The following is a 13,211-nucleotide window of genomic DNA, read 5'->3' as shown; positions in this document are numbered from 1 at the left end:
TGAATTTTATAATAAAAACTTACAACATCGTAATTTGCTAATTTTTCCCCATCGTTCCGAAAATGACAAACTAGAACCCCAGCAAGAAATTATTTATAAGATAGCATATAGCTTACTAGCGTATATTTGTCTTCACGTCATTTTAGAAAAACAGCTAAAACCATTTATTCCTCTTTTAAGAATACATCTCAAAGAAAAAACTGATGATTCACAAATAGAAAAATTTATAGTTTCCTTAACTAAAGTATTATCCCATTTACTTAATGATGGATATCGCAGTAATGAACAGGGAATAGTTATTACTAACAAGGTAACACATAAAGTTCCTAATGTTCTCAGTTCTTTGTATTCTGTTATCCCCAAAAAATTCAACTTATCCGCAACTGATAAATTTGCATTTCAGGAACTTGACAAACTTGCAATTATCGTAGTTTCTAGTCGAGAATGTGATAGTAAATGGACAACAAAAGCGAAAAAGTCCAATCTGATGGGAGAAATTATTACCCTACAGATGAAACGAAAAAGTGCAAGATTTCAACTTTTTAAAACCTTCTCAGAGAACTTTGAAGATCATGAAGAAATGTTTGAATATCCTACCGTAGTAGTGGAAAATGTAGACAAACTATATAAACAAGGATACAGACACTTTATTTATATAGCGAAAGTTCCCTATAGCAGCACATTACATATTACCCAAGTGACAAAAAATGAAGAACTATTTTTTATGTCGCAAAACGTTATTACCGCATTAAAAAAAGAAAGACATGACATCAAAATTTATCCCATGTTCTTTGAAAAATATTACGCAGTCAAAATACCAGGGAAGACTACATCAACATCATTATATATTCAAGATACCCTAGAACTTACGAATTTAGCAGAAGATAATAACAAACAATCTGTGATCTTTTTTAACTTATTTAATGGAATGCAAGTTGCAAAGGATGTAAATTATAATGGAGTCATGTCTTATGCGACATTATTGAACATTTATGAGGGGATTTTAGATGATGAAGATATCAGAAAAGGGTTAATTTATAATGATAGTCAATTAAAGAATGAGATTCTCCAATGTTTAACCTTATTTCATTTTTCTCGCTATGAAAAATCTAGAGATATTCAATTAAAATTAGATCCTTATCAAAATTTAATTGGAGATGAATCAGTGAGTCAACTTGCGTTATTTCCCCATAATCAAAATAGAGGAAATTTCAATTCTCTAGCATTTTTAACCCATATTAAAGGTATACTTAACAAAAGAGATGAGAAGTCCACATTTACCTGATCAAACTTATCTAGTAAGCTGTCAAGAAGTAATTGACGGATAAATAATCTTCCTTCTTCCTTCTTCCTTCGCGCTCTTTGCGTCCTTCGTGGTTCGTTTCTTCTTTATTCGTCAAAACATATTTGACAGACTACTAGAGATTGCTATTTTTTGGGTGTTGCTTCACCGAATTTAATCACAAGAGCGATCGCTATACTCACCATCAAAATCAACGTCATACTCAAAGCTGAACCAAAACCCCAATTTTGAGTAGCACCAAGAAACTGATTATAAACTAACCTTGCTGCTGTCATACTAGAAGCACCACCAAGTAATTCTGGATCAATAAAATCCCCCAATCCAGTAATAAAAACTAGCAGTGAACCAGCCCCAATTCCTGGTAAAACTTGAGGTACAGTCACTTTCCAAAAAGTTTGCATTGGATTTGCACCCAAATCAGCAGCAGCTTCTAATAACTGTTGATCTAACTTTTCTAAAGAAGCATATAAAATTAACACCATATAGGGTAACAAACTATAACTCATCCCAATTAATACCGCTGGATAACTATTCAAGATATCCAAAGCAGGTAAACCGATGCTGGTTAATAAACTATTTAATAATCCAGTCGGACGTAAAATTGTCACCCATGCGTAAGAACGCAATAAAGAAGAAGTCCATAACGGTAAAACGAAACCTAATAGTAACAAATTTTGCCAACGAGGTGACACCATTTGAGCAATCCAATAGGCTACGGGAAAACCTAAAATTAAAGTAATAACGGTAGTACCAAATGCTAAAAAAAGTGAGTTGAATATGACTTTTAAATAAAGCGGTTCAAAAATACGAATATAGTTATCAAAACCACTAGGATTTACTAAATCACCTGGTCGAATATTCGGAACTAAACTTAATAACAGTATTATTAATGTTGGCAAAACTAACAAAATCAATAACCAAATGCCAGATGGTGCTAGTAATCCTAAAGGAGATAGCCAATTTACCCAAGTAGGTGGTAATTTTTCTGTTTTCTGAAGATCGCTGGAAGATGCCATTTTTTTAAGTTAATAATTGAGTCCAATAGCGGTCATAAACTTCTTCAAATTCTCCTACAGGAATCAGACGTTCACACTTATCTAAAAGTGATTCTGGAGGAAATAAATTAGTATTTTCTTGAATTGTCTTTGGTAATAGTTCAAATCCAGCGCGATTAGGTGTAGAAATAAATAGTCTTTCACAAATTTGAGCAGCTATATCTGGTTGTAAAATCAGATTAATCCAGGCATAAGCACCATCAATATTAGGATTAGATTTAGGAATGACAATAGTATCAGTCCATAATGAAGAACCACTGCGAGGAATAACAAATTTGAGTTTGGGGTTCTCTTTGGTAATTTTTACGGCATCAGCAGAATAACACATAGCGATCGCTAGATCCCCAGCCAGGATCTTATTTTGCCAAGCATCAGTATCAAAAGCAGCGATCGCAGGTTTGAGTGATTTTAGTTTTTCGTAAGCTTGTTTAACTTCATTTGCGTTTTTTGAATTATAGGAATAACCCAACATCCGTAAAGTTGCCCCCATTACCTCCCGCACATCATTAAGTAATGTCATCCGTTTACTTAATTTCGCTTGGTTTTGCCAAAGATATTCCCAATCTTCCGGTGCATTTGACAGTTGTTCTGAGTTGTATAATAAACCCGTTGTTCCCCAATTAAAGGGAATACTATAACGGTTATTAGGATCATAAATAGGATTCTTAAATTGTGGAAATAAATTATCTAAGCCAATTAATTTGTTATGATCTATCTCTGTTAATAAACCCTTTTCTACCATTTTCTGTACCATATAGTCAGAAGGGTAAATAATGCTGTAAGTACCACCACCTCCCGCTTGCAACCTAGCCAACATGACATCATTGGAATCGTATACATCGGCTATTACTTTCATCCCCGTTTGGGTAGTAAAAGTAGTTAGTAATTCTTTATCTGTATATTGCGTCCAAGTATAAACATAGAGTTGATCGCGTTGATTTGAGCTAATATAGTTGGAACTTACATTAGCTAGTCGCCAGCCACAACTACCTAAAGATAAGGTAGAAAATACTGCCATTTTTTGGAGAAATTTACGTCTGTTAGTCATCTAAACAAATTGATAATTGATAACGGATAATTGATAATTGTCAATTATCAACTTGGCTAATAGCTAAACAGTCAGCTTTTTCCCACCAAGCATAAATGGGCGTATGCCGATCTGGTAAGCTACCATAACTATTAGGTTGTAAAACATTGATATTAATACCGTTGATTAATTCGACCACATAATTAACATGAGTACCTAAATACATGACATTAATTAGCCGTCCTTCAAAACAATTTGTAGGTATATTAGGTGGATAAAGAGAAAGTTGAATTTTTTCAGGACGGACACTGACGATAACATTTTGGGATACTTCTAGGGATGTTTGTTCACTACGATTAACAATTATAGTTAATCCAGTTTTAGTGGAAATCTTGATACATTCTGCATCTATTTCCGCAATTTCACCACTAAATAGATTAGTATCACCAATAAAATCAGCCACAAAAGCCGTCTGAGGGCGTTCGTAAATTTCGCTGGGAGTACCGATTTGTTCTATTTTGCCTTGATTCATCACCGCAATCCGATCAGATAAAGATAGTGCTTCTTCCTGATCGTGTGTCACCATAACAAAAGTTAACCCTAAATCCTTGTGAAGATTGGATAATTCAACTTGCATTTCCTTACGAAGTTTCAAATCTAATGCTCCAAGGGGTTCATCTAAGAGGATGACTGCGGGACGATTAACCAAAGCCCTTGCTAGAGCTACCCGTTGTTGTTGTCCACCTGATAATTGACTGGGAACACGCGATCGTAAACTTTCCATTTTTACGAGCTTTAAAGCTTCTGTAACACGACTAGCAATTTCTGATTTAGATATTTTTTTCAATCGCAGTCCAAAAGCAATGTTTTCCCACACATTCAAGTGATTAAACAAAGCATAACTTTGAAATACAGTATTCACAGGTCGCTGATGAGGAGGAATATCGGTCATTAACTGACCTTGAATTAGCAACTTACCAGCGTCAACCCTCTCAAACCCAGCAATTAAGCGGAGTGTAGTTGTCTTGCCACAACCAGAGGGACCTAAAATGCTAAAGAACTCTCCCTGTCTAACATCCAAATCCACTCCATGTACTGCGGGTTCTTGGTTGAAAAATTTGAACACATTACGCAATTCAACATCAAGTGGCTGTAATGTTTTTAAACCTTTTTGATTCTGTACCACAGTTTGAGCCATAATCTTTAGTAGAATGCCCTGATATTAATTGTCAGTTGTCAGTTGTCCGTTGTCACTAGTTACTTATTCCCTGTTCCCTGTTTATCCCAAAATTTCTTTTGGTCTTATGGCTATCTTACCACCATTACTTAGTAGTCAAAAAAATACACGCACAGTTGGACGTGGTGTCCAGTCTACATTTGTAATTTTATTCACATTATTAATGTTATCGGGAATCAGCGCTCGGTTAGTCTATTTGCAAATAGTAGAAGGCAAAAACCACCGCATACGCGCAGAATCCAACCGAGTTCGGATTATTCCCAAACAACCAGAAAGGGGTAATATTTTTGACAGGAATGGTAAATTGTTAGCCAGCACTCGTTATCCTCGATCTGTGTATTTGTGGCCAATGGCACATGAAAATCCCACATGGACAATTGTTGGTCCACGGCTATCAAAAATTTTGGACATCCCTCAAGAAGAGATCGAAAAAATACTTAAACAATCTACTGTCAATCCTTCTTCGCTGATTCGCATTGCTCGCAATTTAAATGAAGCACAGGTGACAGCATTGAGAGAGTACGAAAGCGAACTACCAGGAGTAGAAATAAATACTGAAGCAGTCCGTTATTATACTTACGGGAGGGAATTAGCTCATATACTAGGATATACCCGTGAACTTACGGCTGAACAGTTAGAAGAAAAGAAAACTGAAGGCTACCGATTGGGAGATGTCACTGGTCAAATGGGAGTAGAGAAAGCTTATGAAAAAGTATTAAGAGGCGAATGGGGAGGTCAGCAAATAGAAGTAGATGGAAGCGGTAGACCTCTACGAGTATTAGGAACTAAACAAGCAAAATCTGGTAATGATCTACGCTTGACCATAGATTTAAATATACAAATAGCCGCAGAAAAAGCTTTGGGTAATCGGAATGGGGCAATAGTCGCAATGGACCCCAAAAATGGTGCTATTTTAGCGATGGTTTCTCATCCTACCTTTGATCCCAATATCTTTTCTAAACAAAAACTTTCCCAAAAAGATTGGGAAACCGTCCAAGGTTCTCGATATCCTTTAGTCAATCGTGCTATTAGTGCCTTCCCTCCAGCAAGTACCTTTAAAATTGTGACGACAACGGCTGCACTAGAATCAGGTAAATTTTCTCCTGATACAGTATTGCAAACCTATGGTTCTTTAACTATTGGTGGAACTAGGTTTGGTGAGTGGAATCATGCCGGTTTTGGACCATTAGGTTTTGTAGGGGCTATGCAGTGGAGTAGCGATACTTTCTTTTATCAAATTGCTAAGAAAGTTGGTGGACCAACATTGATTGAATGGACTCGTAAATATGGATTTGGTCAAAAAACTGGTTTTGACTTTACTACAGAAGAAGCTAAAGGTTTAGTTCCCGATGATAATTGGAAGCGGAAAGCATGGAAGATACCTTGGAGTGTAGGTGACACGGTGAATATGTCTATTGGGCAGGGGGCTTTACAAACAACACCTTTACAAGTCGCTGTCATGTTTGCTGTACCTGCCAATAGTGGTTATCTGGTACAACCACATTTACTTAAAGATAATGAAGAAGCAAAAAGCTGGAGAGAATCATTAAATCTCAAACCCATAACCATTAAAATTTTGCGTGATGGTTTGCGGAAGGTAATTACTGAAGGTACAGGTAAGGTATTAAATGTCCCCTCTCTTCCTCCTATAGCTGGTAAAAGTGGCACTGCTGAAGCTTGGAGGGGAAGAGCTAAAGAAAATCATGCTTGGTTTGGGGCTTATGCACCGGCTGATAAACCAGAAATTTTAGTGGTGGCTTTTGCTGAACATTCCGGTGGTGGTGGTGGTAGTGTTGCTGCACCCATGATTTTAGAAATAATGCAAAAGCATTTTTCTCGAAAGTAGGTAATTGGGGTAATGGGTGATTGGTAATTGGTAATTGGTGATTGGTAATCCAGAATTCAGAATTCTGAATTCAGATTAATTGTAATTTCATCAATTCTGATATCTTCAACTTCGATATGATGAGATTTTAAATAATTAACACTGTCTTCAATTTCTCCAACTGCAAAAGCTAAAATAGGCTTTATAGCGGTTATCGGTAGGATGCAATACAATTGAGGGCGCAGACCCTGCGCCCCTACAGAGTTTGCGATTGGATAACTGTATCTCACAAAGAGTGCATACCGCTATAGTAAGTAGGTAAACATAATAAAAACGATATATGTTTAGTTTTGTAAAAACCGTAAAACAACCTATTTGCAAGGCATTCATTGAATTTACATTTTGTCACATACCTTTAAATTTTTCTGTTCACCTACTTAAACTAACAGATGTGTTAAAAATTGCCTTTATCACAGAACAACCATTAGACGCACCATTGAAAGGTTTTCCACCAAATCAATCAAACTTACTCAGTGCAATTCAAAGCTGGATTAATGAGATGGGGTAAAAAACTAAAAATATTCTCTGATGTTCAGATTAAATTGTCCTAAATTCATAAATTTCTAAAGGCAAATTATCAGGATCTTTAAAGAAAGTAAATTTTTTACCTGTAATTTCATCAACTCTGATATTTTCAACTTCGATATGATGAGATTTTAAGTAATTTACACTTTCTTCAATTTCCTCAACTGCAAAAGCCAAATGTCTTAAACCACAGGCTTCAGGATAACCAACTCTTGCGGGAGGGTTGGGAAAAGAAAAAAGTTCAATTTGGGTATTTCCTACTTTTAAATCTAATTTATAAGAATTTCTTTCAGTCCGAAATGTTTCGTGAATAATCTCAAAGCCTAAAATTTCAACATAAAAATGTTTAGATTTTTGGTAATTAGAACAAATAATAGCAACATGATGAACACCGGAAATTTTCATAAATAGTTCAAGTAGATGCTCAGTTAAAATTTTTATTTTTCTTGCTTCTTGCTCAATTCCTCTAGAAGTTTAATAATCTTATTAGCTCGATTTAGAGCCTTATCAGCATTAGTAAGCAAAATATAAGGATTGATAATTTTATCGTCATAGTCAACTGTATTCCTCATTCTTCGCAGCGTCCGTAATTCGTCGCTTAGGTTTCTCAATTCTTTAATTTCACTCTTGAATAATTTATCTATGACATATTTATGTACATCATTTCTTTGATGTTGTAATTCACTATCTCTTTCAATATCACGTAAGTAGTTTCTAGCAAGACAAAAAGCTGAATAATACGCTCTACTAATAGAGGAACGTATTTTAGCTTCTTTAAGCGAGAAATCCATTTCTTGACCCGAAGAACTACGTACTTCCTGGAACAGAATCTCTGCAACCTCTAGATAACTTGACCAGTTAAAATTCATTCAAACTCCAAATCTATAGAGAGGTTTACAGCAACTCCATATGACGCATCACTCCACCAATTTTCCTTAAATTCATCTAGTTTATTTAAACCTTCATCAGCAGATTCTGGATTCGCGCAGATAGAGATAATCAGATATTCCCATTCTGAAGATTCAGGATCTACATACAACTTCAATCGTAATTCCTCTGTTGGGAAATATTTTCTGATTTGTGGATGAGCTTCTAGAATAACATTTATCAGATTTGAATGATTTTGCAAAAATCTATTGACATCAACAGTATTTTCTACTGTGTAGAAATCATTAATTGTTTTACTTTGAGCAAGCATTAGTTACTCCTGATTTTTTCGTTAGCTAATGGAATAATACTTTTATATTTTGATGTTTCCAGTCCTGGCGACGAATTTGATTATTATAAAATAATTGAACAGAAAATAAGATGATTCTATTATATTCTAAAGGGTAGGCTTTTTAGCCCACCCTACAGCTATTCCTTCAAAACTGTCTTTGATGCCATTCTTGTCTTTTTACGATCGCTCTCTGAAAGTTCTTCACCAGCTTGTAAGCGAGTGGCAGAAACTTGTAACACCGTGGCTGCATTGGTGTCACCAATTTGTAAAGCAGTGTTAGCAGCAGTTTGTAACATAGTTGCCGCACCAGTGCGATCGCCTAATTCTAATTTTGCCTCGGCTAATTGAGTTTGACGATATTTAGCTAATAGCAAAATAGACTGTAGCACCTGGGAATTAAGAGCAGGTTCATAAGTCTTCGTGAAATTAGCATATATTGGCACTAATGGAGAAAATAACCCCTGTTTATTCAGAGATGGATCATCATAGCGAATTTGGATATGGCCAATGACTTGTTTCCCTTCTGGTAATTGTCCCAAATAAATATTCGCTAAAACTACCCGTTCTGAATTTTTCATTAAGTCCCCTAACCGCACTACCAAAGTCCCATTTGCATCTGTTTCTACTGGTAATTCAATAGTATCGGGGGCAACTTGGGCAACGGGTTTGAGTTCAGCAAGACGCACACCAGGAACTAAGGATAGGAGTAAGTGGGCATTTGTTAATCCCACCGACTGCACCCGTCGAAACAGCCTCGCAAATTGAGTGACGGCTTGTTGGGGATTCTCAATATAAGCTAGAGTCCCACCACCGACATCAGCAATTTTTTCCAATAAATCCTGATTCCAATCATTACCAAAACCAAGAGTGTTAATGGTGAGGTTCAGTTTGGCGGCTTTTTTGGCAAGTTGCAAACAACGTTTATTGTCATTGGGTCCAATTTGCCATTTCCAAATCTTTAAACCATTATCCCCATGTCCATCTGTGAGGAGGAAAGCTTGGGAAACAGCCCCTTTTGTGCCTTTGAGTAGTTCTGTAATTCCCAAGGATAAACCTTCAGCAATCACAGTCCCGCCAGCAGCCTTGAGCTTGGCTTTTAGCTGGGTTTTGATGGTTTCGATATCTTGGACGATTTGATTGGGGATGATGACCCCAGAAGTCCCCGCAAAGGCGACCACAGAGACGCGATCGCCTACCTTTAACTGATCTAATAATTGCTCGACTGCTTGAACCACAATATTCATCGGTTCTCCCGACATAGAACCACTTTGATCAAGAATCAAGCAGAGATTCAAGGGCAAAGTTTGTTCAAATTCAGCAGCCAGAGCGGAAATAGAAATTGAGAGTTGACGTTGATTACTCTGTTGGGTAGCATCAACGTTAGTATCATTTAGAGCCGATGTTAGTTGAACTTTCATTGAGGAGCAGCATCTTGCAACACAGTTTTCGAGACAATTCTGGTCTTTTTGCGATCGCTTTCCGATAACTCTTCCCCAGCCTGTAAGCGAGTAGCAGATACTTGTAACACCGTCGCCGCATTCGCATCTCCCATTTGCAAAGCAGTTTTAGCCGCCGTTTGTAACATCGTCGCTGCACCAGCCCGATCACCTTGCTGTAATTTCGTTTCTGCTAATTGAGTTTGACGATACTTGGCTAAAGCTAAAACCCATTGTTGTACCTGAGGATTTGGCGATGGTTGGTAGTCCCTGGTGGCTTGGGCGTAAATTGGTAGATTGGGGGAGTATAGCCCGATTTGGTTATGGGCAGGATCATCGTAGCGAACTTGCAGATTAGCGATCGCCTGTTTACCTTCTGGCAACTGTCCCAAATAAATATTAACTAAAACTACCCGTTCTCCGTCTTTCATTAAATCGCCCAATCTCACCCCAAAGCGGCCATCACTTTCTGGCTGTATTGGTAACTCAATAGTATCTGGTGAGACTTGAGCGATCGGTTTGAGTTCAGCCAAACGCACATTTGGCAACAGTGATATTAACAGATAAGCGTTAGTCAATCCCACTGTTTGCATCCGACTAAACAACCGTCCAAACTCAGCTACAGCCTGATCTGGGTGTTGAATATAAGACAACGTTCCCATCCCAGCATCAGCGATTTTTTCTAAAACTTTATCATTCCAATTGTCACCAAATCCCAATGTATTCAGAGTTAAATTATAGCTGGCGGCTAATTGGGCGAATTTCAAACAGCGATCGTTATCACCATGTTCATTTTCCCCATCAGTGAGTAAAAATGCTTGAGAAACGGTATCATGCTTACCTTTAGCTAACTCCTCAATTCCCAAGCGTAAACCCTCATCAATAGCCGTTCCCCCATCAGCTTCTAGCCGCTTAATTTGCTTTTTAATATTTTCTCGATCTGTAATTAACTGATTTGGGACTAAAACCTTAGCCCGGTGATCAAAAACAACTACACTGAGACGATCTTCAGAACTCAGACGATCTACTAACAAACAAGCCGCATTTTTCACTGTTTCCAGGGATTTTCCCGTCATTGAACCGCTATGATCGAGAATTAAGCATAAGTTCAATGGCACAGTCCGATCTATAGTTTCACCACTAGCAGAAACCGAAATTGCTAATTGACGTTGAGTGCTGGCTTGATTGACATCCACACCTGCATCATTTAAGGCTACTTGTAAATTAACTTTCATAATTTCAATTTCCTATCTAGTTTAGACATACATAATTTTATATATAACTTCACACGACATCCTCTACACTACGGAAAATAAGTTAATTTAGGAGTCACAGGCTGAGAATTACTCGAATAAAAGCCTTAACTTTCCCTAAGAGTATTGCAAGTAAAAAAATGCCCAATTGTCATTGCAAATAGAGCAGAGCGGAATGAAGCAATCTCTAGTTTTGAATCATTTATTGTTTGGAACACTCTAAAACAGTGCCTGAAATGTGAGCAAATAAACATGAAAATTGATATAATTTAATTATTTAAAAAGTAATTTTTTAGGGTTTCTTCTAAACTAAAAGGAGATTCTTTAGGAAAGAAATTTAATTTAATTCCTGTTTCTTCAGATGCTCTTAACCGAGCTTTTTCATAACAATCTGCAAATATTTCTATAAGTAGAGGTTGCAAACTAGGACTATCTTCTAATAATAATTCAATACAAATACGTTGCTCTGTAATCGTACTGCGCCAGCTTTCACTACGTTTTTCAGGTTGATATTGCCATTTTAGTAAGTGCATTAATAGCACAATTAAACGGCTCTTTAACTCCCGTTTTTCACTTTTTCCCATGCTTTCAATTTCTTCTATCAGATTTGCTAAATCAATTTCTGCAATTTTCCCTGCTTTTAATTGTTTAGATATTGTTTCTATCCACAGATAAAAATCTTGCTCGTAAAGATTATCATTGGTAATGACTGTTGGTTGATGTGTTGTCATAATGATTTCTAACCTCCTGCAATAATTCTATCAGTAAATCATTCTATTGCGTCTCTTTCTTCATATTCACCTTGAGGATATCTAATAAATTAAGTCGCTGGTTATCTAGTTGAAACTGGTAACAGGTAATTGGTAATGGGTGATAAAATCTCAGTCTTAATCCTGTACATCCTTAAATCCTGGACATTATCTCGACTTCGCGGTAGTTGAGCGTAGTCGAAACTCGATAACCACCTGATTCTGACAATTTTTCTAACTATAGCAATCCTAAATAAGATATGAACACCTCTTTTTCTCTACCTCTGCGCTCTCTGCGTCTCTGCGGTTCGTTTGAAAAATTCCGTTTATAAATCAAATAGGATTGCTATATATAACCTCACTCTCCTAAATCCCCATAAAAATCTTCATCTAATAACTGTTCTAAAGTAAAAGGAAAATCAAGAGCATATTCTGTTTCATCTGGTTTTCTGACTCCCAATTTAGCATTTTTACTTTCTTTAATTGCCAATTTTCGAGCATCAGCATAAGCAATAGAAATAACTTCATGGAGATAATTTTTAAAAGAAGGATTTTCTTCTAAATCTTTTTTAACTCGAAACCGATGTTCAGTAACAGAACTGTACCAACTTCCTTTCATCATTTCGGGAGCATCAGCTTGAACCGTCAATTTGAGTAAGTGAGCAATTAAGATAGTTAAATTACTCAAAAATAACCGTTTTTCTGATTTCCCCATATCTTCTAATTCTAAAAGCAAATGTTCCCAATCAATATCATTAAAATCTTGTTGTTTGATTTTTTTAATGATAGTTTCTCGCCAAACATTAAAATCTTGTTCATAGAGTTGATTGTTCATAATCTTCCTGAAAAAGTTCTTAAGTAATTGGACAAAAATATTTACAGTCATTGCGAGCGAAGCGAAGCAATCGCAAGGGTTGGCATTGCTTCATTCTACTTCGTTGCATATAGCTAACGCCTCCCGTCAGAGATACGCAATGACATTGTGTAATTAATTCTGTCTCACTACTTATTTTAATTTAGTTTAAAAATATTTGCCTCTATTACAAAAAGCCAAACTTAACAAAATTCTGCTAAAACCAGGAATAATGCCTAATTAGTATAAAATCTAATAGGATAAACTCTTACTGACGCGATTATGCCGCCAGACTACTCCGGTAAAAATCTCCGAGGACACTCTTTTAAAGGTAAAGACCTGACAGGAGCTAACTTTAGCAAAGCTGATATTAGAGGGGCAAATTTTACCAACGCCATTCTTAAAGGTGCTGATTTTAGTGGTGCTAAGGCTGGACTACAACGACGTTGGGTAATTGGTTTGCTCATAGGCGTGTTGCTAATGTCAGCACTATCAGGGGTTTTCTCAATCTTCATTGGCGTATTTGTAGCATTTATTTTTGATACCAACAACTCTGAAAACTTTATTGCTGGAATAGTTTCCCTGGTTATTGTGACAGTCTTTTGTATTGTCACTATTCGCAAAGGTTTAATAGCCGGAGCCTTCGCCGTAGCCGGAGCCGGAGCCTTC

13 protein-coding genes and 1 pseudogene are annotated in these 13,211 nt (G+C 36.7%); 4 read left to right on the top strand and 10 right to left on the bottom strand.

Going from position 1 to position 13,211, the window contains the following annotated elements; translation table 11 throughout:
• Nucleotides 1–1,285 (top strand): annotated as a pseudogene (locus FJR04_RS11960) (hypothetical protein); the annotation flags it as partial.
• Between the two features lie 143 nt (nucleotides 1,286–1,428).
• On the opposite strand, the gene FJR04_RS11955 reads toward FJR04_RS11960, so the two are convergent.
• Genes FJR04_RS11955 through FJR04_RS11945 form a run of 3 tightly spaced genes read right to left on the bottom strand, consistent with a single transcriptional unit; the run spans nucleotide 1,429 to nucleotide 4,583 of the window.
• Nucleotides 1,429–2,319, bottom strand: a complete 891-nt coding sequence (locus FJR04_RS11955) for an ABC transporter permease (RefSeq protein ID WP_168494937.1) — start codon at nucleotides 2,317–2,319, stop codon at nucleotides 1,429–1,431.
• A 4-nt stretch (nucleotides 2,320–2,323) separates the two neighbouring features.
• A complete protein-coding gene (locus FJR04_RS11950) occupies nucleotides 2,324–3,406 on the bottom strand; it encodes a spermidine/putrescine ABC transporter substrate-binding protein (RefSeq protein ID WP_168494935.1) in 1,083 nt (360 codons plus the stop codon).
• Nucleotides 3,407–3,446: 40 nt separating this feature from the next.
• Nucleotides 3,447–4,583: an ABC transporter ATP-binding protein gene (locus FJR04_RS11945; protein WP_168494933.1), complete on the bottom strand. Its 1,137-nt coding sequence runs from the start codon at nucleotides 4,581–4,583 to the stop codon at nucleotides 3,447–3,449.
• A 106-nt stretch (nucleotides 4,584–4,689) separates the two neighbouring features.
• Here FJR04_RS11945 and mrdA point away from each other — a divergent pair, with 106 nt between their 5' ends.
• Nucleotides 4,690–6,468, top strand: a complete 1,779-nt coding sequence (gene mrdA / locus FJR04_RS11940) for a penicillin-binding protein 2 (RefSeq protein ID WP_168494931.1) — start codon at nucleotides 4,690–4,692, stop codon at nucleotides 6,466–6,468.
• Between the two features lie 319 nt (nucleotides 6,469–6,787).
• On the top strand, nucleotides 6,788–7,015 hold the full coding sequence (locus tag FJR04_RS25920) for a hypothetical protein (protein ID WP_217359328.1): 228 nt from the start codon (nucleotides 6,788–6,790) through the stop codon (nucleotides 7,013–7,015).
• Nucleotides 7,016–7,044: 29 nt separating this feature from the next.
• Here the strand turns inward: FJR04_RS25920 and FJR04_RS11930 are convergent, their stop codons facing one another.
• From FJR04_RS11930 to FJR04_RS11900, 7 genes are all read right to left on the bottom strand, one after another.
• On the bottom strand, nucleotides 7,045–7,437 hold the full coding sequence (locus tag FJR04_RS11930; RefSeq protein WP_168494929.1) for a VOC family protein: 393 nt from the start codon (nucleotides 7,435–7,437) through the stop codon (nucleotides 7,045–7,047).
• Nucleotides 7,438–7,469: 32 nt separating this feature from the next.
• Complete coding sequence (locus FJR04_RS11925; protein WP_168494927.1) at nucleotides 7,470–7,901, bottom strand: HEPN domain-containing protein; 432 nt, start codon at nucleotides 7,899–7,901, stop codon at nucleotides 7,470–7,472.
• Nucleotides 7,898–8,230, bottom strand: a complete 333-nt coding sequence (locus tag FJR04_RS11920; RefSeq protein WP_168494925.1) for a hypothetical protein — start codon at nucleotides 8,228–8,230, stop codon at nucleotides 7,898–7,900. The genes FJR04_RS11925 and FJR04_RS11920 overlap by 4 nt, the downstream gene beginning before the upstream one ends.
• A gap of 158 nt (nucleotides 8,231–8,388) precedes the next feature.
• The gene (locus tag FJR04_RS11915; protein WP_168494923.1) at nucleotides 8,389–9,669 is read right to left on the bottom strand and encodes a VWA domain-containing protein; all 1,281 of its coding nucleotides are present in this window, start codon (nucleotides 9,667–9,669) and stop codon (nucleotides 8,389–8,391) included.
• Nucleotides 9,666–10,922: a VWA domain-containing protein gene (locus FJR04_RS11910; protein ID WP_168494921.1), complete on the bottom strand. Its 1,257-nt coding sequence runs from the start codon at nucleotides 10,920–10,922 to the stop codon at nucleotides 9,666–9,668. The genes FJR04_RS11915 and FJR04_RS11910 overlap by 4 nt, the downstream gene beginning before the upstream one ends.
• A 287-nt stretch (nucleotides 10,923–11,209) precedes the next feature.
• Nucleotides 11,210–11,671: a DUF29 domain-containing protein gene (locus FJR04_RS11905; RefSeq protein ID WP_168494919.1), complete on the bottom strand. Its 462-nt coding sequence runs from the start codon at nucleotides 11,669–11,671 to the stop codon at nucleotides 11,210–11,212.
• Between the two features lie 376 nt (nucleotides 11,672–12,047).
• Nucleotides 12,048–12,524, bottom strand: coding sequence for a DUF29 domain-containing protein (locus FJR04_RS11900; RefSeq protein ID WP_168494917.1), 477 nt, complete (start codon nucleotides 12,522–12,524; stop codon nucleotides 12,048–12,050).
• Between the two features lie 300 nt (nucleotides 12,525–12,824).
• Between FJR04_RS11900 and FJR04_RS11895 the strand changes: the two genes are divergently transcribed.
• A partial coding sequence (locus FJR04_RS11895) for a pentapeptide repeat-containing protein (RefSeq protein ID WP_168494915.1) occupies nucleotides 12,825–13,211 on the top strand: 387 nt, incomplete at its 3' end.

This window comes from Anabaena sp. UHCC 0204, from assembly GCF_009711975.1.
Lineage (GTDB): Bacteria > Cyanobacteriota > Cyanobacteriia > Cyanobacteriales > Nostocaceae > Dolichospermum.
The sequence above is the reverse complement of the archived record's forward strand: the minus strand, read 5'-3'. Positions and strand labels throughout refer to the sequence as shown.

Bases quoted from the DNA above. Each gene is read 5' to 3' on its own strand.
- FJR04_RS11955 (WP_168494937.1), bottom strand. From the start codon at position 2,319: ATGGCATCTTCCAGCGATCTTCAGAAAACAGAAAAATTACCACCTACT.
- FJR04_RS11950 (WP_168494935.1), bottom strand. From the start codon at position 3,406: ATGACTAACAGACGTAAATTTCTCCAAAAAATGGCAGTATTTTCTACC.
- FJR04_RS11945 (WP_168494933.1), bottom strand. From the start codon at position 4,583: ATGGCTCAAACTGTGGTACAGAATCAAAAAGGTTTAAAAACATTACAG.
- mrdA (WP_168494931.1), top strand. From the start codon at position 4,690: ATGGCTATCTTACCACCATTACTTAGTAGTCAAAAAAATACACGCACA.
- FJR04_RS25920 (WP_217359328.1), top strand. From the start codon at position 6,788: ATGTTTAGTTTTGTAAAAACCGTAAAACAACCTATTTGCAAGGCATTC.
- FJR04_RS11930 (WP_168494929.1), bottom strand. From the start codon at position 7,437: ATGAAAATTTCCGGTGTTCATCATGTTGCTATTATTTGTTCTAATTAC.
- FJR04_RS11925 (WP_168494927.1), bottom strand. From the start codon at position 7,901: ATGAATTTTAACTGGTCAAGTTATCTAGAGGTTGCAGAGATTCTGTTC.
- FJR04_RS11920 (WP_168494925.1), bottom strand. From the start codon at position 8,230: ATGCTTGCTCAAAGTAAAACAATTAATGATTTCTACACAGTAGAAAAT.
- FJR04_RS11915 (WP_168494923.1), bottom strand. From the start codon at position 9,669: ATGAAAGTTCAACTAACATCGGCTCTAAATGATACTAACGTTGATGCT.
- FJR04_RS11910 (WP_168494921.1), bottom strand. From the start codon at position 10,922: ATGAAAGTTAATTTACAAGTAGCCTTAAATGATGCAGGTGTGGATGTC.
- FJR04_RS11905 (WP_168494919.1), bottom strand. From the start codon at position 11,671: ATGACAACACATCAACCAACAGTCATTACCAATGATAATCTTTACGAG.
- FJR04_RS11900 (WP_168494917.1), bottom strand. From the start codon at position 12,524: ATGAACAATCAACTCTATGAACAAGATTTTAATGTTTGGCGAGAAACT.